Below are 25067 nucleotides of genomic sequence, written 5' to 3'. Positions count from 1 at the left end.
TAATTTATAACCAAAGAGGCAAGAGATGCGTACGCTACGTCTACTTTGCCCCTGGTTACAGCCACACTCGCACAAGTCCTTATAAGAAGGTTCCCTTTGATGTCCCTTTTATTGGATTTGTTGGATTTGAATAATTTCCATTATAAATCTCTCCTCTAATCATTTCTTGGAAGTTTACGGAATAACTGGACAGCTAATAACATTTATTTACATCATCTAAAATACAAAAGGAATAAGAAATTTCTTGCTCTTTGTTTATTCAGTAAAGGATGCGGTATAATAAAAATAAATATAAACCACACTAAAAAAAGGCCACCGGTTGCACCCGATGACCTTAATGCACGCAAACTGCTAGAAGTGCAGTGGTTTCATTTGGTAGAGCGAAGAGAAAAAGTAACTTCAAACTCAAACTGGCCAAGGCTTGAGGGTGGGGTTGCTTTTTTCTCGTAACCGTGACTATTGCAATAATTGCAATTAAAGACGTAAATTGAATAAAAAGTAGCGGTGCAGTCTCCCTCTAAATCTTTGATTTAGGTTAGGGGGTGTTAGCCGCTACTTTCCATTTAACCAAGATACTTATGGTAAAGTCTCTTAGCTTCCGTAATATCTTTTGTTCCGTGAACCAGTACACGGCCGTCCGCAAAAAGAACCATCCTATGAGATGCTGCCGTAAAGGAAAGCAGAAACGCATTTCTTTTAATGGTTCCATGGGAGGAAAGCAGTCTTTCCAATTCTTGCAAGTTTCTTTCAATCCGCTGGGCAGGGCGGATCTGTACGGTATCCCTGCCGCATAATACAGCTGTTTTTGTCTGATTAGAGTAGTCTAAAAAGGGATAGGTAGGAGAAGAACCGCAGGATAAACAGCTTTGCTTACGAATTCTATCCAAGTTAATGGCTGTATACTGATTTTTCCATAGATCAAAGGAAATCAGAGTGCTTCGTAAAGCGTTCCAGTCTTCCACCAAAATTTTTAACGCTTCAGCTGTTTGATAGGAAACTACCATTTGAACAGCAGGAGCAATGATGCCGGCCGTGTCACACGTAGCTCCACCTAAAGGAACAGATTCCAACATACAATGTAAGCACGGTGTCGTGTCTGGAATAATGGTGTAGGTCAGCCCATAACTTCCTACACAGGCACCATAAATCCATGGAATACGCTGTTTTTGAGAAATATCATTGATCAACAGGCGTGTTTCAAAATTATCAGTTGCATCGATAATAAGATTCACACCCTTAACGAGAGACTCTATTTCCTGAACCGTCACATCCGCAACAATGCCATCTATCTTAACTTTAGAGTTTACAAGCTGCAGCCTGTTTTTTGCAGCAATGGCTTTTGGCATTCTTTCTTCTGCATCCTCTTCTGTATACAGCACCTGTCTTTGCAAATTGCTCCACTCTACATAATCCCGATCGACAATGGTAATGTTCCCCACACCCGCTCGAACCAACGCTTCTGCGCTTCCTGTCCCCAGTGCTCCTGCACCGATCAAAAGGACATGCTTATCGGCCAGCTTTCTTTGTCCCTCAGGACCGATGTGTGTAAACAATTCCTGGCGAGAATAACGGTCGTTCACACCCTGCTCATCCCTTCAAGCGGACTGCTGGCGGTTGCATACCGTTTTTTTGGAATACGTCCCGCCTCATAAGCAAGACGCCCTGCTTCGATTCCCAGTTTCATAGCCAAAGCCATTTTTACAGGATCTGTTGCCCCCGATACCGCTGTATTTAAGAGAACGGCATCTGCTCCCAGTTCCATGGCAAGCGTTGCATCGGATGCTGTCCCGATTCCCGCATCCACAATGACGGGAACCGTGGCTTGTTCAATAATCAAACGAATATTTAACGGATTCACAATCCCTTGCCCTGAACCAATCGGAGAAGCCCCCGGCATAATGGCATGCACACCCATTTCCTGAAGACGTCTGGCTAAAATGACATCGTCCGAAATATATGGGAGAACAATAAAGCCTTCCTCCAACAGGATTTCCGAGGCTTTCACTGTTTCAATGGGATCGGGCAAAAGCGTTTTAGAGTCCCCAATCACTTCAACCTTGATCATATCACATAGGCCTGAAGCTTTTGCCAGTCTGGCAATTCTTACCGCTTCTTCCGCCGTAGCAGCACCTGCTGTATTGGGAAGCAATGTATACTGGGTCGTATCGAGCATTTCTAAAAAATTGGGTTGGCTTGCCTCAAAAATATTCATTCTACGGACAGCAAAAGTAAGAATTTGAGTTTCAGAGATATCCACCGCTTTCTTTTGAATCTCATAGTTTGGAAATTTCCCTGTCCCAAGCAACAACCGTGAATGAAAAGAATAAGGTCCAATTTTCAACATATTAACCGCCTCCTACAAAATGTACGATTTCAATTCGATCTCCATCAGAAAGTCTAGCATCATCATGCTCTTCTTTTTGCAATATCACCGCATTCTGCTCGACAATCACAACTTTGTTTTCTAATCCAAAGTGCTGTAAAAGTGAACGTATATTTTCTACAGAATCTAGCACTTCCAGCTTTTCTCCGTTAATGTTGAGCTTCATCCGACAACACCCCTTTTTTTAATCCCCGACTGTAATGCAAATGGCGCAAGCATTGCTTTCGCCTCGTCCTTTTCGGCTAGTAAATCGGCCATCAGAATACCTGTAAGAGGGCTAAGTAAAATTCCATTCCGATAATGCCCTGCAGCGACATAAAGCCCCTGAAACTCAGGATGGACACCGAGTATCGGCAATCCATTTGCTGTTTGCGGACGCAGGCCTGCCCAGCTTGCTTCCCATTCTGCACTGGAGATTGCCGGAAGCAGCCTTTGTGCATGTGTCAGCAGCTGTGAAACTCCTTCTACACTTACCTTTTTATCAAATGTATGTTCTATCATCGTCGCCCCAACGAGCAATCGCCCGCCTTTCTTCGGAACAAGATAGCACCCATGAGAAAAAATCGTAGACTCTACTAATGGCTTATGGGTGATGACAGAAATGCATTCTCCTTTTACCGGAAACACCTGTTGCTTCAAAGGGAAGTCTTTTAATAGCTGACTGCTCCAAGCGCCGCTTGCGATGACTACTTTATCGGCAAAAAAGGCTTCACTGTCTGTCAATACTCCGGATACTCTGCCCTCGTGCCGGAGCAAGGCATTCACCTTTGTAAACTCATAAATTTCCGCACCTAAAATAGCGGCAGATTTAGCAAATGCCAACGAAAGATCCGGTGCTAAAACCTGTCCGTCTTTGGGTATGTATATTGCCCCTTTAATATCCGAAGATAGATGTGCCTCCCTTTTTTTAACTTCTTCTGTATCAAGCCATTCCGCTGTTTCCCCTGCTGCCTGTTGACATTGGACAATTTTTTTGAATTTCTCCGCCTCACAATCGGTTAATGCCACTTTCAGCATTCCTCTTTGGACGAGCCCAATGTCAATTCCACTTATTTCCCTTAGCTCTTCTGCAAGATGCGGAAAAAGCGCTCTGCTTTTTATAGCTAATTCAAACAACGGTCCAATTTCTTCCTCGAGTTCAGCCTGTGCCCCAAGCATCCCTGCGGCAGCACTTGAAGCCTCGCTGGCCAGCCGGTTTTTTTCTAGAATTGCTACTTTCTTTCCTTGTTTAGATAGCTGAAAGGCAATGGATGACCCGATGACACCTCCACCGATAATAAGAACATCATACTTTTTCATCTTTTTCCTCCCCCGTTTATTCCTTCTGCATACTCTATGGCAGCTTGCAGGGGATCCTTAGCATTTAAAATCCCTGACATCACCGCTACACCAGCAGCTCCAGCTTTAAAGACGTCAGGAAGGTACTGCAGCTCAATTCCCCCAATCGCAATGACTGGAATTGCGACGGCAGATGTAACAGAAGAAAGTGCCTCTAATCCTCTTGATGGCATTCCAGGTTTTGATGAACTGGGAAAGATATGGCCGAAAAGCAAATAATCTGCTCCTTGCTCTTCAGCGTCTATCGCTTCCTTTACCGAATGAACGCTTTTCCCTATCCTTAAGTGCGGAAAATGTTTTTTCACCGTAGCGGGACCAAGACTATGGAACGCTAGTTGAACCCCTTTCAATTGGGCAGCGGATGCGATGTCCACACGATCATTCACATACAGTTTCTTAGATGGCACCCCAAGGTCCTTCAGCTGCTGAAGAGCTTCCCATAATTCTATTGCACTGCTTGTCTTTTCCCTTAGCTGAATGTCTGTCACATAAGGATGGATTTTTTCAGCAATGTGAACGAATTGTTGAAGAGACATATTGCCATTACTAACTAAATGAAGTTCTTTATTTTTCGTAATCATGAGCACCTCCGAGTTAGAGAAAATAAAAAACCACTTCAAAATGAAGTGGTTTAAATCGCGGCGGCATAAAATTAGTCTCCATGAACGACCGATCCACTTCCCTACGCTGGCTTTAACCAGATCAGGTTCAAAGGGTCTAGAAGTTCACTTCCATCTCAGCCCACCGGCTCCCCTAGTGATATATCAAAATATATAAAATTGTCACATACATCATACCATGACCAATTTTGGTGTCAATATCAAACTTTTTAACCTGCTTTTCTTATTTGGTCAGATTTTCGTAATGTAGAATGCTTTCGGCCATATGCAAAGTATACGACTAAGCCAATCACAAACCATACTAGAAAGCTAATCCAAGACACTGCAGGAAGCTGTATAGCCAAATAGCCGCAGAAAAGGAAAGCTAATATAGGAATATACGGAACAAAAGGGACACGGAAGCCTTTTAGAGATACCTTGTTATATTTACGAAGAAATAAGATCCCAATGGAAACCGTCATGAAGGCCAGCAGCGTTCCGATGTTCACCAGCTCTGCTAATCTGCCCAGGGGTACTAATCCTGCAAAAATGGAAACAAGCACTCCGGTAATCCATGAATTTGCAACAGGTGTTTGTCTTTTCTTATCGACTTTAGAAAAGATTTTTGGTAATAGTCCATCACGGCTAATGGCATAAAATAAACGGGTTTGTCCATAAATCATGACCAGCAATACCGTCGTAATTCCAAGGATGGCCCCTAAGGAAATAAAACCGGCAGCCCAATCCTGATGGATATAGCTTAACGCAAAGGCAACAGGATTTTTCACATCGAGCTTTGGATACGGTACAATACCTGTTAGAATACCAGAAACAACAATATATAAAATGGTACAAACCAGAAGAGATGCAATTATACCAATGGGCATGTTGCGCTGTGGGTTTTTCACTTCTTCTGCAGCGGTTGAAACGGCATCAAAACCAATATAAGCAAAGAATACTGTAGCCGCTCCAGTAGCTACCCCTGAGAAACCAAATGGCATAAAAGGAGTCCAGTTACCCGGTTTTACATACCAAACGCCAACGGCTATAAATAACAGGACCACTGCCAGTTTAATTACAACCATAATAGAATTGAATCTTGCTGACTTTTTGACCCCCTGCGTTAACAGGAACGTGATTACAAGGACAATGATGATAGCTGGAAGATCGACATAGGTTCCATGTGCCGGATCATAAGCACTTGTTAATGCCTTTGGAAAATGAATGCCAAAGCCAGCGAGGAGCCCTTGAAAATAACCCGACCATCCACTCGCAACCGCAGAGGATGCTAATCCATACTCCAAAATTAAATCCCAACCCAGTACCCAGGCAATGATTTCGCCAAAGGTTGCGTAGCTATACGTATAGGCACTTCCAGACACCGGTACAGTGGACGCAAACTCTGCATAGCAAAGAGCGGCAAACACACAGGCTAGTCCGGAAAGAATAAATGAAATCACTAGTGCAGGGCCCGCATGTTCAGCTGCCGCCACACCGGTCAAAACAAAGATTCCTGTTCCAATTATGGCACCAATGCCAAGCATGGATAAATCAAAAGGACCAAGTTCTTTTTTTAATGTCACATCTTTTTGTCCAACCTCATTGATTAAGGCCTGAATGGACTTTTTTCGAAATAAATCCATAATGTTGTCCCCCTGAAGAAGTTTAAATGTTCTGAAAAATTACTATAAAAAATTGTATATCGAAATAATATAACTAATTTACAAGAAAAACAATAGTTTTCTAAAAATAATGTTATTTTTAAATATTAACAAAACATTATTTGCCATTTAATCCTTCTCTCTTACATTTTCACCATTTAACATTATTAATCTCTCAATTCGTACTCTATTTTAATAGAATGTTTTTGATATGTTAAATATTAGCTATCTAAAATATGTATTTGTATTATGCTATAAACATAAAAAATTATAAAAAAAGAGCCTGCTTAAAAGCAGGACTCAAGACGTTTTTTAAAATCAGTCATTCTTCTCAGCATAGTTAAACTCAATTTCACATTCTTTGAGCGGCACAACCTTAGTTTTCTTTATAAACTTATAGCCAAACCACAAGCAGAGGAACATCGGAATACCCAGATAAGCTGCCAACACACTTCCCCAATCAATATGAGGAGCAAGGAAAGCCTGGAAGTTTTGGCCGAGCGTTACAATCAGTCCTACTGCAATCGCAAATATAGGGCCAAATGGGTACCACTTTGCTTTGTAGGGAAGCAGGTCAAGAGAGTAGCCCTGCGCAAGAAAGGCTTTTCTGAAACGGTAGTGGCTAACAGAAATACCCAGCCAGAAAATAAATCCTGTGATCCCTACCGAGTTCATCAGCCATAGATAGACAGAACCGTCTCCATATACGGAAGAGAAGAAAGCAAGCATTCCAATGATCGTCGTTAACACCATCGCCGCAACCGGCACGCCGCGTTTATTAAGTTTGGCAAAGATATGAGGAGCTTGCCCCTTCTTAGCCATTGCATACAGCATACGAGTTGAAGCATACAGACTGGAATTGCCGGCTGATAGAACCGCAGTTAAAATGACCGCGTTCATCAAAGATGCAGCAAAAGCAAGACCTGCCCGCTTGAATACAAGTGTAAACGGACTTACCATAATATCATTACTTTGTAGGTTCGGGTTTGTGTACGGAATAATAAGACCTACCACAAAAATCGCTAAAACATAAAAGAGGAGAATACGCCAGAAAACATTGCGAACGGCTTTTGGGATATTTTTAGCAGGATCTTCACTTTCCCCAGCGGCAACCCCGACAATTTCCGTTCCTTGAAAAGAAAAACCAGTAGCAAGAAAGATGACAAACGTACCGATTACACCGCCGCTAAAAGGAGCCTTCCCAACTGTGAAATTATGAAAACCAATAGCCTGTCCACCCATTACACCAAATATCATGAGCACACCTACTACGAGAAAGACCACAATGGCAGAAACCTTTACAAAAGAAAACCAATATTCCCCTTCACCATACCCTTTTACGTGTAAATAGTTTAATAGAAAGATAAGTGCTAAAAACGAAAGGCTCCATAGTATAGATGGGCTATGCGGAAACCAAAATTTCATGATCATGGTAGATGCTGTCAGTTCAGCTGCAATCGTCATGGCCCAGCTAAACCAGTACGTCCATCCAATGGCAAATCCAAAGGCAGGATCCACAAATTTTGTTCCATAGGTGCTGAATGCGCCGCTTGTTGGCATAAAAGCGGAAAGCTCTCCCAGGCTTGTCATGACAAAATACACCATTATCCCAATAAATACATAGGCAAATAACGCCCCGCCAGGACCTGCAGAATGAATGGCAGCACCACTTCCTAGGAAAAGGCCCGTTCCAATCGCTCCGCCAAGCGAAATCATTGTTAAATGGCGGGCTTTTAATCCGCGTTCCAGCTTATTTTCTTTGGAGACGCCTTTCTCTAAATCCATTATCTCTCTTTTCTTTAATTCCATCCCCTTCAGTCCTCTCCGTTGATAAATCACATAATAAAACGCTTACATTTTCTTCTAAAATCTATGTCTCAACTAGTAAGAAAATATAATGTAAACGTTTGGTACTATTCCCCTTTCTAAACCCATTATTTTTTGACTGTATACAATTTGTCGAATTTAAAAAAATCTTACATGGAGAGAAAACAAAAGTCAAGAACAATCAGGAAACAAGAGATTAATACATTTTTAAAAAGACTCCTTTCGTAAACTTTGTTACTATTTGACACATACAAAATGATTAAAAAATAATGTTCAGTATAGGATTTTAAAGTGGATACAAAAAGATTCCGCTAACACAAACATACAAAAAATGGTGCACTCTTCTTATGAAAAGGTTGCACCATCATATCTACTATATTGTTCCTTAATGTTTTAAAGGTTGTCCCTCATATGCTTTTACATCAAGAGGAGCCGCAAGAAATTCTTTTGCTTTTGCCACAAAGGATGTAAAGTGCTCGCTTGCATTATGACTTGCTACTGCTGCTGCATCCTGCCATACCTCGACCATTGTGAAGACATTTTCTTTTTCTGTGTCTTTTTTCAGATCATACGAGATATTTCCGCTTTCTTTTCGTGATGCTTCAATCAGTGGTTGAAGCTCTTTTAAAAATGCCTCTTGTTTCTCGGGATTAACAGTAAGTCCTGCATGAATAATGATCATTAAAGGTCATCCTTTCTTATTCCTTTTTTATTATCTTACTTCCACTGTGCAACTTTATCAATTGGGAGTCGAACAGATGGGTGTCCGCTGTCAGCTGCTTTTCCGATCGAAATCAGCATGACAGGTACATAGCGTTCTTTGTCGAGACCAAACGCTTCTGCAATTTGATCCTTTTCGTATCCGCCGATAGGGTTGGTATCATATCCGAAAGCACGGGCAGCAAGCATAATTTGCATGGATACTAATCCTCCATCAATCATGACTACGTCTCTCATGTCTTCTTTTGAAATGTTTTCGTAGTACGCAGTAAATGCGTTCAAAATTCCTTCTTTGACTTCTAAAGGCATAAAGCCTTTTTCAACAGCACTTCCATAGATTTCTTCAGCATTCTCGAAGTTATTCATATCACCGAATACAGCAATCACTGCAGCAGATGTGTCAACTTGATTTTGGTTGAATTTAGCAAGTGGTGCAAGAGTCGCTTTGCCTTCCGGACTATCGATCACGAGGAAGCGCCAAGGCTGCATATTCACAGAAGATGGTGCAGTCGTTGCCAAAGTCAAAATCTCTGCCATTTCCTCTTTGCTTATTTTTACGGAAGGATCGTAATTCTTAATAGAACGGCGGCCTGTCACGATTTTTTGAAAATCATTTATTTTTTGTGCAATCATGATGTCATTCTCCTTTTATTTTTTCTGCACCTGCAGAATTTCTTATTTTAATAGCAGCTAGTACCTGTGTAAATGAAAGTGACCTGCTTACAGCAAATAGTGTGTAAATTGCTGTGATGCAAACAATATTATTCTAAAGACCTTAAACATTTTAGACAAATGCATAAAAAACAGTCTAAAGTGTAAGATGTTTAATAGCTTACTCCTTTTTTTTGCATTTGTAAACTCCTAACTCTTGTTGATAAATAGATCGATATCCAGTTGTGGTATAATTTCTGCATAAAGGACGTGATACTTTGCGCAAGATTTCGCCTGAAGAACGAATAACAATGAGACAAACCTATATACAAAAAATATTAAATACGATACGTACTCAAGGGTTTATGTCCCTTACCATTCAAGATATCGCTCAATTGATGAATATTAGCAGGGCAACTCTGTATAATTATTTTTCTTCAAAGGAAGACGTGATGATGGAAGTGACGAACTATTGCATTTCCTATATTCACAAAGCAGATAAAACTATTTCCGATGAAAGCTTATCCTATCCATACCGCTTACAAAAGGTATTCGAGCAGGCCGTATTTTCAGCTATTTACGCATCAGATATCTTCTTACATGATTTACAGACAAGCTGTACGTTGCTATATGAAAAAAAGATGAAATTTGAAACCAACAGGATGGCTACTATTCGATCGTTTTATCAAAAAGGGATGGACAAAGGGATTTTTAATACATTAAATCCAGCCATCCTTATTATGCAGGATGAAGTTTCGATTAGAAAAATGCTGACCTCTTCTTTTTTAATTGAAGAAGGGCTGACTTTAAGACAAGCTTTGTCTGATTATTATGAAGCGAAAAAGGTTCAGGTACTGAAGTCTGAAGCGTTAGAGGATGCAGACAATGAGAAGATCCATCTAGTCATTGAAAACATCGTTAACAATATTACGACCATCTAAATGAGGACGCGAAAATCCTTCCTTTTAACAAAGAAAAAAGTAACCTCCCTTCCTTTTTTCAGGATAGGGAGGTTACTTTTTTTGTATAACCGAAATGATAGCAACAATCAGGGAGGCAAAAGCAATCATCAATTCTAGTGCATCTGTGATGGACACCAAAAGCAGCACCCCCTCTCAAATCCGGGAACACTCCGTCCACTTTTTTTATACCGGCTTTCCAGTATAGCAGACTATCTTTTTTCACTGAACTGTCCTTTGTACTCATCTTGCGTATTCTTTGTACGTTTGTTCAACGATTCAACTGTCTATTGGCTAGATGTTTTTACCCATTCTATTTTTCATGAGTCTTGGTCAAACGATATATTCTAGCTTCAAAGGGGCGTAAAGACACAGAATCAAGCGTGATTTCTTTTACTTCATAATTAGAAAGCAAAAGTTCAGCTGTACATTCAGCTAGCTCTTTTGGCATGTCGAACACCGGTGTCCGGTCAAAAAAATTCAGCACAATGAGCAATTGATCCTTTTGCAATGTGCGAGTATACACATAAAGATCCGGATTGAGAGGATGCAATAGCTGATATTCCCCGTAAACAAACACCTCGTGCTGTTTTCGTAAGGTAATTAATTTTTTATAATAGTTCAGGACAGAATCCGGATCTTGGAGTGCCTTTTTGACATTCACCTCTGGATAATTTGGATTCACCTTTATCCACGGAGTTCCTGTAGTAAATCCTGCTTGATAGGAATCATTCCATTGCATAGGCGTACGGGAATTGTCCCTGCTTTTTTTCCAGATTGAATTCATGATTTTTTCATTGGTAACTCCATTTCTTCGAGATTGCCGGTAATGATTTAACGTTTCAATGTCTCGGTAATCATCTATAGAAGGAAAACGCGGGTTCGTCATCCCGATTTCTTCTCCTTGAAAAATATATGGGGTTCCCTCGAGGGTTAAGAGGAAGGTGGCCAGCATTTTAGCGGATTCCTTCCGATACTTCCCGTCATTTCCAAATCGGGAAACGGAACGCGGCTGATCATGATTACATAAATAATTTGCATTCCATCCTTTCCCGTGAAGCACGGTCTGCCATTTGCTCATCACATTTTTTAAATCCAGCAAATTCCAGGAGGTCTGCTCCCATTTGCCTGTCCCGCCTGCTGCTGAATCCAGCTGCATATGTTCAAATTGGAATACCATATTCAGTTCATGGCGCTTGTCCCCAATATAATTGAGTGCCTGCTCTGGTCCTAAACCAGAAGTCTCTCCAACTGTCATGATGTCATAGTTGTATAAAACTGTCTCGTATAAATGTTGGAGAAGAGTGTGTACTTTTTCCAAATTGGAAAACATCGTGTATGCTCTTACATAGGGAAGATGATGGGGATCAGGTGCATCGGGAAGTCCCTGTGCTTTTACAATATGAGCGATGGCATCGAACCGGAAGCCATCAATTCCTTTATCCAGCCACCAGCGTACCATGTCATGGATTTCATTAAAAACTTGGTCATTATCCCAGTTCAAATCAGGCTGGTGTTTGGAATACAGGTGCATATAGTATTCATCGCTGGTCTTATCATATTCCCATACGGATCCGCTGAAATAAGATTCCCAGTTGTTGGGCGGATGACCATTTTTCCCTTTTCTCCAAATATAATAATCGCGTTTTGGATTATCTACAGAGGACCGGGACTCAATAAACCATGGGTGCTCGTCAGAAGTATGATTCATCACAAGATCCATAACAATCTTTATTCCCCTCGCGTGAGCTTTTTTCAACAATTCATCAAAATCTTCCATACTTCCAAATTGATGCATAATCGCTTCGTAATTGCTGATATCATATCCATTATCATGATTGGGCGATTGATATATCGGACAAAGCCAGACTACATCGATTCCAAGGTCTTTAATGTAGTCCAGCTTTGAGATAATTCCTTGAAGGTCACCAATGCCATCTCCGTTGGAATCTTTAAAGCTGATCGGATAGATTTGATACACCACACACTCTTTCCACCATTTTTTGTTCATTGAGCTGAAACCCCTTCCCCTATTAATCGTTAAAAACACTTCGTTTTCTATTTTAAAAGAAGTATCATTCATGTCCTGCTTTACACTTGTGTTTGTACCCTTAATAGCTGTGAAGGAAACGTGTGGAAATTCCCGAAAATTGATCAGGTTAAAAGCTGTGGAGAAAAAACGAAGAAATGAAGAAAAAAGATGCGTGCCGATTCACGCATCTTTTTCTAATGTCATTTTATAGAAAGGGCCTTGAAAACAAAACCCTAGCGCTTATCTTTTTGCCTATTTATACACTTAAATCTACATAAAATGGTGGGGTTACACCAACCATGCGGGCATATAAAGTAAGCTGGCCTTTATGATGTGCCTCATGCCCAATTAGTCGATGAAGAACTTCCACTACTGGTTCAGTAACGTTAAAAAGTTCGATGGTTGCTTCCTTCTGTAAGTCTGATTCCGTATAAGATGCTAGTTTTTGTTCATGTCCCTCAGTCAGTTGCTCAAGAAGCTTGCGAGCTTCGGTTAGTGTTGACGGAACAGGAGGAATGTTCATATCGCGTGCCTCAATAGCTGCAAAAAAGAAATCTGGTGTCCAGGCAAGGTGATGGACAAGTTCAATTGTTGTCATCCCCTCATCCCAAGGACGCCAAGTCCCAGCTGATTCAGGTAATACTGCTACAAGTTCAAGCAAAGCATTACGGTGCATCTTCCAACGCTTCATAATTTGTTGTACTGCAGTGAGTTCATTTGTCATCGGTATTGTCCTCCAATATTGTAAATTTTATAACATCTTCAAACGGTAGACATCTCGATGTTCTACTAGGTGTTCTGAATGTTGACGGTAAACTTTGTAATGGTCAGACTCTATATGTTTTTTCATTGAATCTTCATCCTGCCAAACCTCATAGAAAGTGTATACCCCCTCTTCATCCAAGGATTGGTGTAATTGGTACTTAATGCAGCCAATCTCGTTTTGTGAAGGTGGCACAACTTGTTGCAACACTTCTAACAGTTGATCTTCATTTCCTGTTTTTGCTCTTAATATAGCTGTTATGACGATATTTCCCATTGGTCTCACTCCAATTAAATTTTTTATAAAGCTAATATAAGTTGGGCGGCATTTCAAAAGAGAAAGTCTACAGGTAGATAGTCTACTTGTAGACGTTGCATGGTTTAGCTCTGTAATTTTTTAACGACTTCGTTTGCAACACTAACCGTTGATTGAGGATTTTGTCCTGTAATTAAGTTTCCGTCTACTTGTACATGATTTGCCCAGTTTTCTTTTACAATCACGTTTGCACCTAGCTCACGTAGACGTGTTTCTAATAGGAATGGCATGAAACGGTCTAAGGTTGTTTCACGTTCTTCATCGTCAGTAAAGGTAGTGATTGTTTTACCGGCAACAAGTGGTGTACCGTCTGATAATTTCACACCAACAAGTCCTGCTGGTCCATGGCAAACTGCTGCTACTATTTTGTTTGCTTCAAACATATCACGAGTAAGTTCGTGAAGTTTCGTGTTATCTGGCAGGTCAAACATTGTACCATGGCCACCAGGCATGAAGATTGCATCGTATCGAGAAGCATCTTTAATATCTTCTAGTTTAACGGTATTTTCTAAATACTTTGCTGTATCCAGAATTTCTTGAGGTACTTCTCCTTCTAAACTACGATCATCTACAGGTGCTTTTCCGCCTTTAGGGCTTGCTACTGTAATATCAGCCTAATTTTGAAAATTCTACGTATGCTTCCCCAAATTCAGATAACCATAATCCAGTTTCATGATCTTCGTTCATTTTGTCAGCTGTTGTTACAACCATTAAAATATGTTTTGTCATTTTTCCATTCCTCCAATGTTTGTTTTATGATTAGAACTCATCGAAATATATTTTATTCCTAGGTAATCGCTAATTCCTTCTTTTCCACCTTCTCGACCTAAACCACTTTCCTTAAATCCACCAAAAGGCGCTTGTGCAGCAGAAGGCAATCCATCATTTAATCCAATGACCCCATAATCTAGTTTTTCTACAATAGCAAGTGCTTCGCTAATTTCTTGAGTAAAGACATAAGCTGCAAGTCCGTATGGTGACTTGTTTGCACGTTTAATTGCTTCTTCTATTGTTTTGAAGGTTGATATGGGTGCAACTGGTCCAAATGTTTCTTCTATCATACACAGCATGTCATCAGAAGCGTTTCTTATTACAGTAGGCTGAAAAAAATATCCATCCTCTTGTAAAACACGTTGGCCACCCGTTACGATGGTTGCTCCTTTTTGAATCGCATCCTGCACGTGCTCTGATACTTTGACTACTGCTTTCTCGTTGATTAGCGGACCAATCATAACCCCTTCTTTTAAGCCGTTTCCATACGTAAGACGTGCTGTTTTTTCAGCAAACTTAATGAGAAATTCCTCTTCAATATCCTCTTGTACAAGAAAGCGATTGGCTGCTACACAGGCTTGTCCGCCATTGCGGAATTTAGATTGGATCGCTCCTTTCACCGCTGCATCAATATCTGCGTTGTTTGTCACAATAAATGGTGCTTGTCCGCCTAGCTCTAACGACAGCTTCTTCATCGTATCTGCTGCTTGCTTCATTAAGATCTTTCCTACAGGAGTTGATCCCGTAAAGGTAATTTTACGTACCCGAGAATCCTTTTGCCAAACGCCAACGATTTCTTTTGCGTCACCCGTTAAGATGTTTATGACTCCTTTAGGAATACCTGCTCGTTCTGCAAGTTCCCCTAATTTAAGCGCGGTAAACGGAGTTTCTTCAGAAGGCTTTAGAAGCACTGTGCATCCGGCTGCTAATGCTGGTGCTAATTTCCTTGTAATCATCGCTGCAGGAAAATTCCAAGGAGTAATTGCTGCGACGACCCCAACTGGAACTTTTTGTACAAATAACCGCTTTTCGCTGGATGATTCTGGAATGAGTTCACCATATACTCTCTTTGCTTCTTCTGCATACCAAGCTACATACTGATTCGCATAATGAATTTCACCCAAAGCTTCTTCTAAAGGTTTCCCTTGCTCAAGCGTCATTGTCCTTGCCAGAATTTCTTTATTTTCTTCTATCAGATCGTGCCACTTGCGTAACAAGTGACTGCGTTCATAAGCGGTGGTTGTGGACCAACTAGTAAATGCGTCATCCGCTGCATCTACTGCCTTTAATGCCTCTTCTTTACCTGACTTTGGAACAGTTCCAAGTATTTCTTTCGTGGCCGGATTTCGAACCGTCATTGTTTCTTCTGTATTAAACCAATATCCGTTGAGAACATTCTTTTCAATAAACAAACGATTCACTCCAATCAACTTTTATATAATGTTTATATCAGTTGGGCGGCATTTTGAAAGAGAAAACCTACAGGTAGATAGACTACTTGTAGACATTCCATAATTTAGTTCTGTAATTTTCCAACGACTTCGTTTGCAACACTAACCGTTGATTGAGGATTTTGTCCTGTAATTAAGTTTCCGTCTACTTGTACATGGTTTGCCCAGTTTTCTTTTACAATCACGTTTGCACCTAGCTCACGTAAACGTGTTTCTAATAGGAATGGCATGAAACGGTCTAAGGTTGTTTCACGCTCTTCATCGTCAGTAAAAGTAGTGATTGTTTTACCGGCAACGAGTGGTGTACCGTCTGATAATTTCACACCAATAAGTCCAACTGATCCGTGGCAAACTGCTGCTATTATTTTATTTGCTTCAAACAATAAAAAACTAGGTCCTAAGTTGCAGTGATTGTTTTTTGGTACAACCATAGGTTATCATTTGTATAGTAAAACTTGTACTTCCACTATGTTAGGTGGGAATAACAAAACGTTATGAGGTATTCAAAATGAGAAGTGAGTGGCTAGAAGCGTTTTATACAACAGCTGAAACACAGAGCTTAACAAAAGCAAGTGAACTATTAAACATGAGCCAACCTGCATTAAGTAAACAAATAAAAAACTTGGAGAATGACCTTGGTGCAAACTTATTTACTCGATCAACTGTAGGTGTCACACTTACAAAAGCAGGTGAACGACTTCTTCCAGTTTGCAAGGAAATCCTGAAAGAATGGAATACTGTCAAAAAAGAGATAACGGTTGAACAAGGATTAATGGGAATCACAATCGGGGCATGGCCTAGTATTGCTACATCTTTTCTACCCAGAAAGCTTGCTAGCTCAAAGCGTTCCGATTATACATTAAAAATATCGCATAGTTATTTGGAATTATTAGAGGGATTAAAAGAAGGGAAGCTAGATGTTGCTTTATTTGATGAAAAAGGGATTCACCATCCATACTTCTCGACTTTCGTTTTTTCAGAAGGATTTTTACTGTATGTCAATAAACATCATCCTACATTCGGGAGAGCTGAGACAGTAACTTTTGAAGAAATTAAAGATGAGGCATTTGTGATGTTATTAGAGACCTGCGATGCTAGAAAAATAATACAGGATGCTTTTTCTGAAAGAGGTGCGAATTTACACATCACATCAGAAATTGAGTTTGGCCACAGCATTCTTGGGTTCATCGAAGCTAACATTGGAATTTCTATCCTACCTGAAATCTTTGCTAAAGGACTTTCCCCTAATATAAAAGCCATTCCTATTGAAGATTTCGACATTAAGCGAAAAGTTTCATTAGTTGCAAGAAATGAACAAGTCGGTAAGAAAGTATTGGCAATGTTGAAATAACGCTGCCTTGTCTTTTCTTTTTGAGGTTTTCGTTAGCAATTAGTACCACTCCTAGCATCTAACCATTCGTTCATTGCTATGGTGAGTTTCCATAAATATATCGCTCGATACTTCCCAAATTAAATAATATTAAAATGTATAACAATTAAAAAGGCTTTGTAAACTCTCAAAGAATTACAAAGCCACTTATATCCACTTGATATTCATGTTTTCTATCCTCTTCTTTATTGTTCATTATCCTTCAATTCATTGCGCTTCAACCATTTGTTTTTTTGGCCCACCACCTAACGGTCTACGCTTAAAGACAAAGTTACCTTTAGCCCTACAAAACTTTACACGAATGAATGGCTAGTTTTTATGCGACGGGAATCCCACCCGCTATTTTGATACGAACTAGACTCGGCCGCACACCTACCCCATCGCATTTATTGACTTTATACATAATGAATGTAACATATATATGGGTAAGGACATTGAATTCTCTAAAAAAGTAAGGTTACAGAAATTTCCGTAACCTTACTTTTTTATGTACAATTTACTATACCAACAATATATTAAATTAATAAAAAAGCCCTTATTTCATTAAAAAGGGACATCTACATCGTTTGCAATTTGCTGCCTCTTTTCCTATGCATTTTATTAACTTGTACTCCAAAACAGAACCGGTTATACATAAACATCACTTTATTTTAATACTTTATACCTTAAATTTATTTACGGTTTCTTGTAAATCTAGCGCCATCTTACTTAACCATTCTGCCGAAGAAGAGATTTCTTCCATCGATGCATTCTGTTCTTCAGCAGATGCTGCAACATTTTGAGTGTTTCCGGATGATTGTTCGGATATGTATGTAACATCTTCCAAAATATTGACCATGTTTTGTGAGCTAGCATTCACCTCTTCAATAATAGTAGATACTTCTTGAGACTGAATGGAAGCTTTTTCAATCATTTTTACAATCTCACTAAAATTTTCACTGCTTTTGTGAACCATCTGAATCCCTTTAGCCACAGATGCCGTTCCTTCGTCCATGGCTTCAACGGCATTATTCGCTTCCAATTGTATTTGACCTATAAGTCCACTAATCTCTCCAGCAGCATTTGCCGATTGCTCAGCCAATTTTCTAACCTCGTCCGCTACTACTGCAAACCCACGCCCATGTTCTCCTGCTCTTGCTGCCTCAATCGCTGCGTTAAGAGCTAACAAATTCGTTTGGTTTGCAATTTGGGTAATAATCTCCACGATTTGGCCAATTTCCTTTGATTTTTCTCCAAGACGATTTACAACTTGCGCAGTTGAGTCCACTTCATGTTGTACGATATTCATCTGTTTTACGGCTTCGTTAACGATTTCATTTCCGCTTGTTGCTTTTTGGTTTGTAGAAGCTGCAAAATTGGCAATCGATTGAATGGATGTTGCACCTTCACTCATGCCTTTAGAGATTTCAATAACAGCTTTTTTAGCCTCTAAGGCTTGAGAAGCTTGTTTTTCTGATCCAATTGCAACCTCTTGGATTGCATGGGAGATTTGTTCAGTTACTCTACTAGTTTGTTCTGCACTAGCAGTTAATTCTTCTGAAGAAGCGGCAATTTGGTGGGATGCTTCTTTTACTTTTACAATAATGGAATGTAAATCCCTGGTCATTCGATTAACAGAAGTGACTAAGTGTTTCATTTCACCCTTTAAATGATTGGATTCAATTTCAGTTCGGCTTAAATTTCCATTTGAAATATGATTAAGATGATCATTAATCTTTTCTGCTGTCTTCACAATGGGAGTGGTTGTCCGCCATGTGTAGAATAGGCAGAACAAACTTAATAAAGTAAGGAGGATTCCTCCAACCCAAGCCAATAGATAAACAAGCTGGGTAATATCCAGCGTTTGAGACGTTTGATTGTCCATTCTTTGCTTTGCATCATCTAATATAGTTTGTAAGTCCTTTGTTAAGGCATCCGAAGCATCTGAATTGGACACATATACAATTTCTTGTGCTTTTTTATGATCTTGTTCATTCAGCTGAAGAACTTGATGGTAAAAATCTAAATAACTCTTAGTATCTTCAATGGCCTGTCCCAAGTGTTTTCTTTCATTATTACTTAGTTTCATCGTCATTAACTGTTCCAAACTATTCTGTAATTCTTTTTCTCCTTCTCTCGTTGTGTTGAGTGTTTCATCTGCCAACTTTTGATCTCCAAAACGTTCTGATCCGACTCCTAATCCTACCCACATGTTGGTTTGATCATCGACTGTTAAAAAACCTTGATTTGCTTTTTGGGCATACATGTTGAACTGTAAATCATTGGTCTTTAATTCGGTTAGGTTACCAATCATATTTTTGGACGATACGGCTAGTACAATGGCCATCAGTATCTGGGTGATCACTAGCACACCAATAATCGCTATGATTTTCCAAATATTCCCTCTTTTTTTATTTGTAGAATCATTTAAGCTTGCTTTATCGTTAAGCACAGTATGTCTCCTCTCGTGGGTTAAATTCTATGAGATAATGTACTGAAAGAATGTATGTATAACTCCCTTTTCAAAATAGTTTTCATTCGTACAAAAGAAAATTCAGGGATTTGAACTTCAGATATATTACTTTCTTTAGACCTAGGATAAAAGTCTCTAATTCCAATGTTATCAGTTCCAATTCTCTATTTATATGTATAACATTCGACAAAATCTGACATTTCATTAAATGCTGTAAAAAAGTAATTGAAAATGATTTTCTAAATTGTTCTTTACTTTTTTCATCACCTTAACTTAAATACAACAATTCTTTTACCTGTTAGCAATATTGAAATAGACAATATGACTGCTCTCATCCTTATTTGACTAAAATACATCTTTAGTGCAATAACCGTTTGATGCGCAATAGAGGTAGTGTTTATTGAATTAGCTGGAGAGGTTCACTATTTAGCATATGTAAAGTACTCCTGTATATGGTATAAACAAATAGGGATTCTTTAATGAAATGGAGAAAAAAAAATGACGTGAGCACACGTCATTTTTCGATGTTTTCTTTATTGAGAAGCCTTCCCCAAAAAACACTTTTATTTTTTAAATTAAGATAAATCTTGTTGTGAGATTTGAGAAAGGGCTTGCCCCGCACTGTGGTCTGCCTGATTTCGTACAGCAAGATCTCCTAGAGATACGATCCCAACCAAATGGCCATTATCTACCACAGGAAGGCGTCTTACCTGATGCTGGGACATTAACTGAGCAGCTTCTTCTAAAGAAGCATCCGCAGATACTGTTACTACATTTGAAGACATAACCGTGTGAACAGAATCCCCAGAATTTCCATTAGTTAAACCGCGGACGACCATATCACGGTCTGTCACCATGCCAATAATGTTTTCATTTTCTACTACCGGAAGTGCCCCTACATTCAAGGATTGCATCTTAGAAGCAACGGCTGATAATGTGTCCTGCGTGTTGCAGCATTCAACTTCCGAACTCATAACATTTCTAACTTGCATATGGTTATTTCCTCCTTCAGGTTGCGAGTTAAAACTCGGTTTACACTTGTTAGTATCTTTTAAGAAGGAATGTTTATGCACAAAAAAAGCATAGAAAAGGCTTGCATGGCTCTGTCTTCTATCTCAAAACAGATGTTTTCCCTTCTTTTTCATAGTTATCGTTTCTTTGGGACATACTACGTTAAAATAAATGCCTGATTTGGGAGGATTCAGTATGCAGCCCGTACCCGAAAACCGAAAGATTTCACCTTTTCTTCTCTTCTTTTTAATGGGTAACCAAGTTGCTGTTGGGGTAATGGGGTTTCAGCGAATACTCGCTAGAACAGCCGGCTATGACGCATGGATATCCATTATCATTGCCGGAATCAGTACCAATCTTGTGATGTGGTTCATGTACAGACTACTGGAGCAAAGCAACGGCGGCGATCTCAACGATTCACATTTCATTTTATTTGGAAAGTGGTTTGGCGGCGTTTTAAATTTGATTTGGTTTGTCTATTTTTTAGCCATGACGATTGGCGTATTACGCTCTTATATTGAGGTTGTTCAGGTATGGATGTTCCCGGATTTCAAGATTTTTTGGTTTAGTTTAGCCTTTTTATCTTTATGTATATATATCATTTTCGGCGGTTTCCGAACCGTTACCGGCATCGCTTTTTTTGCTTATATTTTGCCTTTTTACATTGTTATTGTATTAGGTCTTTCCTTACAGTTTGGAGATTTTCATCACTTACTGCCCATAGGGGACCATTCGATGAAAGACCTTTTTTTGGCATCTCAAAATATGGCCTTTACCAATTTGGGATTTGAAACCCTTTTATTCTATTATCCCTTTATTAAAAACCCGCAAAAATCGAAGAAATGGACTCATTTAGGATTGATTACCATCATGCTGATTTATGTATATATTGCAGTCCTTTCCTTTGCTTTCTTTACACCTGAACAATTAGTTCGGGAAATTTGGGCAACCTTGGATATTTTTAAAATCATTCATCTCCCTGTAGTGGAAAGGTTTGAATATATTGCTATTGCTAACTGGTGTCTGATTATCATGCCGATTGTCTGTAACTATATCTGGTGTGCTACCCGCATTCTCAAACGAACCTTTCATTGCAAGCAGCGATTAGGTGTTTTCCTACATTGCGGAGTGTGCCTTATATGTATTCCGTTATTCACTACACGGTTGCAGATAAACTCGTATCTAACCTTCCTTGGGCAAGTGGGATTTATGCTCCTTTATATTTATATCCCACTTCTTTGTCTAGCGATTATCATTAAAAATAAATTCAAAAAGGGAAAGCAATCTTTATCTTAAGTTCGTTTCTTTAGTCTACATGTACTGCTGGAAATTCCCGAGCATAAGCCTCTCATCAACTTTTAAAAATTTTTCAGCTTTTGAGTCCGTACCCGAATGGATAACCAGTATTTTTGACGTTGCTGCTTCTGTTCGGAAATAATGCCAATTCGCAAACGCTGCAGCATGTTCCTAGCCGGCATCTTCAAACAGCGCGAAATATTCTTTCAAGTCTTTCCGGCCCTTAAATTTAAAATCTGTCCAAATAAATATACTGTTTCGGCTCTGCTTGACTAAAAGTATAGAGCCCCAAAAATACCGTACTAAAACCCAGCCTTCTGTCCCCATTCTCTCAAGCCAGGCATTTTCCTTTTCTTCCTGGGGTAAAAGGTGTATATTTTTCTATCCTTTTTTCTCTTATCTCCTTAACTCCTATGGGATTGAATTTTCCTCTGGTCAATATATCAGACATCGATATATCGTCAAATCCATACAATAATTCAACAAGAGTTTCCTTTATGTTGAACATAAAAAAGAACCTGCTACAATTCAGGTCCCTTCCTTCATACCTATTAAATGATATTATTTTTTGCTGCTTACCAGATTACTCGCCTTCTCAAGTAATTGTAGCAGTGAATTATGTTCTTTCTCCAATTCCTTAAATTGTTTTTCTGTCGATTGATACTGCTTCGTTAATTGAAGAAATTTTGTTTCCTGTTCCTGTTTTTCTTGGTTCCATTGCTGCAAATAGTGAATGACGTTTTCAAAGTTTAGTGTATTTTGGGAGATAGAAAAGAGGTTGGAAGAAGAAGCTTCTAATAAAGCATCACCATTAGGTTCACTTTTGTTTGATTTTACCTTTACGGTCTTGCGACTTTCTTTCGCAGCTTCAATCGCTTCTTTATATTGCTTTCGAACAAACGAATTCCAGCGGAAACCACAGGCTGATGCCGTACGTTTTAAAATGCCCCCAATTTCTTCAAACGCTTTTAATTGTGTGCTTCCTTTTCGAATATGTTCCAAAACCGTTTGAGCTAGCAATGTATCATCACCTGGAGACCAAGAATCCTGTCTTTTAAAGGCCATCGTTTCCTCTCCTTATTCTTTTTGTAGAATATATGCCGGTGAATTGAAGAATAGTTAACTATTTTAGTTTTCCAACCTTTTTAGAGGGTTATTTTTTTGAAAGAAGATTTGATTCAATAAACCCATTCTATTTATTGCTCTCCTCATCGAAAAAAACCGTTTCTCTTGAGAGAGAACAGCTCTTGCCAACTCATTCCTACATGTCTTAAAATATTCTATCTATTGTTGCCTTTTATTTCTTCTTGTTATTACCAAGATCATCTAGGATATCTCTCTGCAGATATGGTAAATCGAAATAAAGAAGACAAGAAAAATGGAAAGGAATAATCCATTTTTCTTGTCTTCTAAGTTAATTCCTGTGCTTTAGGTTCAATTCGTGAAGTATTTTTGAACAACCTCTTTTAACTTTACGGGATCAAGGACCACTTCATCGTTATCCCTTTTCAAAACATCATCATACATGACCATACTTTTCCCTTTGAGCTGGTGATATTTGATTTGTTGTTGCGGGTGAAAATCACTCTTCACACCCAAACCTATACTCACAAAATCGTCGGTCGTCATATTCGTTGCAACAAGAAAGCTTGATGCAGAACGGGATAGTGCCGGAAGTTTGGTAATGTTTGCCGGCTGCATGATCTTTTTGGCAATCCCAATCAATGCTCTTTCTTGTAATTCTTGACGTCCAAAATCCGTTCCCGGTACGGAATCACGTTCGTGAACAATTTCGGTTACCATTTCCCCATCTAGTGATTGTGTTCCGGCTGTAATGACCTTGTTCTTATTTTTTTTATACCATGGATGTGTCAGGGTCACATTAAAGGGAACATCCATTTCAATTCCGCCAATCGCATTGACCATATCCTGAAAACCCCAATAATTTGTCTCTGCATAATAGTTAATCGGAACACCAGTGAGATTCGAGATAGAGTTGATGGCATCAACTACGCCTTGCTTAGACCCGTGTTGAATCTGAGAAATATATTGAACACTTGTCAGTTTTGTATAGCCAATTCCAGGCATGTATACACGAGAATCACGCGGAAGACTCATGACGTCGTATCTATGATTATTCAAGTCGGCATGAACCAAAAGTATGGAATCTGTATGACCGGCTGGATCTGTTTTTCGTGCATCAGATCCGATTAAAAGTACATTGAAGACCCCTGATTTTTCTTTATAGCCACTGATTGCAGTACTCGTGGTTCCAATCACTTTTAAGTGATTAAAATGATTTAGGGGGTTCAGGCGATGAAATTCACTAGCAACAACACCTGCTGCGCCTAGTATGAAAAGAACGAAAATCACTAACGAATATCGTAAAAATTTACGGCGTTTTTTAGTCTTTCTCATTGAACGAAGAGAATCTTTTTCAGTATTTATTTGTGTCATGCTTCTGCTCCTTCATTAGAACTTAGATATATAAGACTCATTGATAGCGTAAGGAAAAATTATAGAAAATAAGGCAAGTTCAACATAGGAAGTCCGTTCTATAATACACTGAGCCAGGATTAAGTTTTACAGTCTATATGTGGTCATATATTCCCTTCTTCCTAACTGTAGGGATATAAGGAATGCCCAACTTTGAAATTTATTTACTAAAACAAGCCTGTATATTGAAAGAGATATTCCTTAAAGTTTTGAAGCTTCTTTTTTTTGAAGTAGAGATAACGCAAGTTGTACAACGATTGCATCATCTAAATACCCGATTGGAAAGATATAATCTGGAATTAAATCCACGGGTAAAATGAAATAAATGAGTGCTCCTCCCATTATTGCAAGTTCGGATGGGGTACCCTTCTTTAATCTGAATCTGTCAAACATATCCTTCAACTGAGAAATAATGGGCCCAATTCCCCCCACTTTTTGAAGCTTCTCCTCAAAGCCGGTCAAAATAATTTCTTTTCCTTCTTCAGTCTTTGAGAATTTTGCATAGGTAGTTAATTTTTGTTCAACATGTTTAATCGTAAACTTTTTATCTAACAAATTTGAAGTTTCAAGAATTGTTTGAATGGTATCAATCGAAGAATGAAGATCATCGGTATACTGCTTTTCCACTTCGGATTCTGGAAGGTAACCTGTAGCTACAAATAGTTCAGAAATAGGAATTTCAAGGCATTCAGCAATTTTTCTCAAGTGCTCAGGACTTGCTTTTCGTTTACTGTTGATGATCCTTGAAATTGTCGCTGTATCAATTTTAGTAAGCTCACTCAGTTTGCTCATGGATAGTGAACGTTCCTTCAATCTTTCCTTTATCAGCAAACCAACTTTACTTTTTTTTCTCACTTCAGGCATTCTTACCCCTCCTTCCGTTAATGATTAGAATATATATACACTAAAATTATCAATCTACTTTTTTAAAATATCGCCTATTAACTACAAT

General features: G+C 39.2%; 24 protein-coding genes, 2 pseudogenes and 1 riboswitch. Of the genes and pseudogenes, 3 read left to right on the top strand and 23 right to left on the bottom strand.

Annotated features, from left to right (window positions below):
* Nucleotides 1–563 precede the first annotated feature (563 nt).
* From A5N88_RS23110 to A5N88_RS23070, 9 genes are all read right to left on the bottom strand, one after another.
* Complete coding sequence (locus tag A5N88_RS23110) at nt 564–1580, bottom strand: thiazole biosynthesis adenylyltransferase ThiF (protein ID WP_066271242.1); 1017 nt, start codon at nt 1578–1580, stop codon at nt 564–566.
* Nucleotides 1577–2344 carry a thiazole synthase gene (locus tag A5N88_RS23105; protein ID WP_066271241.1) on the bottom strand — a complete coding sequence of 256 codons (768 nt, stop codon included), beginning with the start codon at nt 2342–2344 and terminating at the stop codon, nt 1577–1579. Before A5N88_RS23105 ends, A5N88_RS23110 begins: the two co-directional genes overlap by 4 nt.
* A gap of 1 nt (nt 2345) precedes the next feature.
* Entirely contained in the window at nt 2346–2549 is a 204-nt protein-coding gene (gene thiS, locus A5N88_RS23100) for a sulfur carrier protein ThiS (protein WP_066271239.1), read from the bottom strand.
* On the bottom strand, nt 2546–3682 hold the full coding sequence (gene thiO / locus A5N88_RS23095; protein WP_066271238.1) for a glycine oxidase ThiO: 1137 nt from the start codon (nt 3680–3682) through the stop codon (nt 2546–2548). Before thiO ends, thiS begins: the two co-directional genes overlap by 4 nt.
* On the bottom strand, nt 3679–4302 hold the full coding sequence (locus A5N88_RS23090) for a thiamine phosphate synthase (RefSeq protein WP_066271237.1): 624 nt from the start codon (nt 4300–4302) through the stop codon (nt 3679–3681). Before A5N88_RS23090 ends, thiO begins: the two co-directional genes overlap by 4 nt.
* Nucleotides 4303–4383: 81 nt before the next feature.
* Nucleotides 4384–4486: riboswitch (TPP riboswitch) on the bottom strand.
* A 64-nt stretch (nt 4487–4550) separates the two neighbouring features.
* Nucleotides 4551–5963, bottom strand: a complete 1413-nt coding sequence (gene bcaP, locus A5N88_RS23085) for a branched-chain amino acid transporter BcaP (RefSeq protein WP_066271235.1) — start codon at nt 5961–5963, stop codon at nt 4551–4553.
* A gap of 336 nt (nt 5964–6299) precedes the next feature.
* On the bottom strand, nt 6300–7790 hold the full coding sequence (locus A5N88_RS23080) for an amino acid permease (RefSeq protein WP_066271233.1): 1491 nt from the start codon (nt 7788–7790) through the stop codon (nt 6300–6302).
* A 403-nt stretch (nt 7791–8193) separates the two neighbouring features.
* Nucleotides 8194–8490, bottom strand: coding sequence for a putative quinol monooxygenase (locus A5N88_RS23075; protein ID WP_066271230.1), 297 nt, complete (start codon nt 8488–8490; stop codon nt 8194–8196).
* Nucleotides 8491–8525: 35 nt separating this feature from the next.
* Nucleotides 8526–9161, bottom strand: a complete 636-nt coding sequence (locus A5N88_RS23070; RefSeq protein ID WP_066271224.1) for a nitroreductase family protein — start codon at nt 9159–9161, stop codon at nt 8526–8528.
* Between the two features lie 296 nt (nt 9162–9457).
* On the opposite strand from A5N88_RS23070, the gene A5N88_RS23065 reads away from it, so the two are divergent.
* Nucleotides 9458–10120: a TetR/AcrR family transcriptional regulator gene (locus A5N88_RS23065; RefSeq protein WP_066271222.1), complete on the top strand. Its 663-nt coding sequence runs from the start codon at nt 9458–9460 to the stop codon at nt 10118–10120.
* Between the two features lie 72 nt (nt 10121–10192).
* Here the strand turns inward: A5N88_RS23065 and A5N88_RS25985 are convergent, their stop codons facing one another.
* The 7 genes and pseudogenes from A5N88_RS25985 to A5N88_RS23035 form a co-directional block, all read right to left on the bottom strand.
* The gene (locus A5N88_RS25985; protein ID WP_260525582.1) at nt 10193–10276 is read right to left on the bottom strand and encodes a putative holin-like toxin; all 84 of its coding nucleotides are present in this window, start codon (nt 10274–10276) and stop codon (nt 10193–10195) included.
* Nucleotides 10277–10451: 175 nt separating this feature from the next.
* Complete coding sequence (locus A5N88_RS23060) at nt 10452–12149, bottom strand: glycoside hydrolase family 13 protein (protein WP_066271220.1); 1698 nt, start codon at nt 12147–12149, stop codon at nt 10452–10454.
* A gap of 277 nt (nt 12150–12426) precedes the next feature.
* A complete protein-coding gene (locus A5N88_RS23055) occupies nt 12427–12894 on the bottom strand; it encodes a DinB family protein (RefSeq protein ID WP_066271215.1) in 468 nt (155 codons plus the stop codon).
* Between the two features lie 27 nt (nt 12895–12921).
* Entirely contained in the window at nt 12922–13209 is a 288-nt protein-coding gene (locus A5N88_RS23050; protein WP_066271208.1) for a putative quinol monooxygenase, read from the bottom strand.
* A 104-nt stretch (nt 13210–13313) separates the two neighbouring features.
* Nucleotides 13314–13977: pseudogene (locus tag A5N88_RS23045) on the bottom strand (type 1 glutamine amidotransferase domain-containing protein).
* Nucleotides 13974–15377: an NAD-dependent succinate-semialdehyde dehydrogenase gene (locus A5N88_RS23040; protein WP_066271506.1), complete on the bottom strand. Its 1404-nt coding sequence runs from the start codon at nt 15375–15377 to the stop codon at nt 13974–13976. The pseudogene A5N88_RS23045 and the gene A5N88_RS23040 overlap by 4 nt, the downstream one beginning before the upstream one ends.
* Before the next feature lie 158 nt (nt 15378–15535).
* A pseudogene (locus A5N88_RS23035) lies at nt 15536–15853 on the bottom strand (type 1 glutamine amidotransferase domain-containing protein); the annotation flags it as partial.
* Between the two features lie 125 nt (nt 15854–15978).
* Between A5N88_RS23035 and A5N88_RS23030 the strand changes: the two are divergent.
* On the top strand, nt 15979–16821 hold the full coding sequence (locus A5N88_RS23030) for a LysR family transcriptional regulator (RefSeq protein WP_066271204.1): 843 nt from the start codon (nt 15979–15981) through the stop codon (nt 16819–16821).
* A 697-nt stretch (nt 16822–17518) separates the two neighbouring features.
* Here A5N88_RS23030 and A5N88_RS23025 read toward each other — a convergent pair.
* On the bottom strand, nt 17519–19291 hold the full coding sequence (locus A5N88_RS23025; protein ID WP_066271202.1) for a methyl-accepting chemotaxis protein: 1773 nt from the start codon (nt 19289–19291) through the stop codon (nt 17519–17521).
* 596 nt (nt 19292–19887) lie between these two features.
* Nucleotides 19888–20304: a CBS domain-containing protein gene (locus A5N88_RS23020; protein ID WP_066271200.1), complete on the bottom strand. Its 417-nt coding sequence runs from the start codon at nt 20302–20304 to the stop codon at nt 19888–19890.
* A 214-nt stretch (nt 20305–20518) separates the two neighbouring features.
* Here A5N88_RS23020 and A5N88_RS23015 point away from each other — a divergent pair, with 214 nt between their 5' ends.
* Nucleotides 20519–21619 carry a GerAB/ArcD/ProY family transporter gene (locus A5N88_RS23015; RefSeq protein WP_066271195.1) on the top strand — a complete coding sequence of 367 codons (1101 nt, stop codon included), beginning with the start codon at nt 20519–20521 and terminating at the stop codon, nt 21617–21619.
* A gap of 171 nt (nt 21620–21790) precedes the next feature.
* Here A5N88_RS23015 and A5N88_RS26460 read toward each other — a convergent pair whose 3' ends face one another.
* The 5 genes from A5N88_RS26460 to A5N88_RS23000 form a co-directional block, all read right to left on the bottom strand.
* Nucleotides 21791–21946 (bottom strand): hypothetical protein, encoded by a 156-nt coding sequence (locus A5N88_RS26460; protein ID WP_157090824.1) that lies wholly within the window; start codon nt 21944–21946, stop codon nt 21791–21793.
* 4 nt (nt 21947–21950) lie between these two features.
* Nucleotides 21951–22127 (bottom strand): hypothetical protein, encoded by a 177-nt coding sequence (locus A5N88_RS25320; protein ID WP_157090823.1) that lies wholly within the window; start codon nt 22125–22127, stop codon nt 21951–21953.
* A 53-nt stretch (nt 22128–22180) separates the two neighbouring features.
* A complete protein-coding gene (locus tag A5N88_RS26320; RefSeq protein ID WP_066271192.1) occupies nt 22181–22684 on the bottom strand; it encodes a hypothetical protein in 504 nt (167 codons plus the stop codon).
* 369 nt (nt 22685–23053) lie between these two features.
* Nucleotides 23054–24076 carry an LCP family protein gene (locus A5N88_RS23005; protein ID WP_066271185.1) on the bottom strand — a complete coding sequence of 341 codons (1023 nt, stop codon included), beginning with the start codon at nt 24074–24076 and terminating at the stop codon, nt 23054–23056.
* Between the two features lie 240 nt (nt 24077–24316).
* Nucleotides 24317–24979: a DUF1232 domain-containing protein gene (locus A5N88_RS23000; RefSeq protein WP_066271182.1), complete on the bottom strand. Its 663-nt coding sequence runs from the start codon at nt 24977–24979 to the stop codon at nt 24317–24319.
* Nucleotides 24980–25067 lie beyond the last annotated feature (88 nt).

Origin of the sequence: Heyndrickxia acidicola, from assembly GCF_001636425.1 — a bacterium.
GTDB classification, from domain to species: Bacteria; Bacillota; Bacilli; order Bacillales; family Bacillaceae_C; genus Bacillus_AE; species Bacillus_AE acidicola.
Note: the sequence above shows the minus strand (reverse complement) of the source record. Positions and strands in the feature narration are given on the sequence as shown.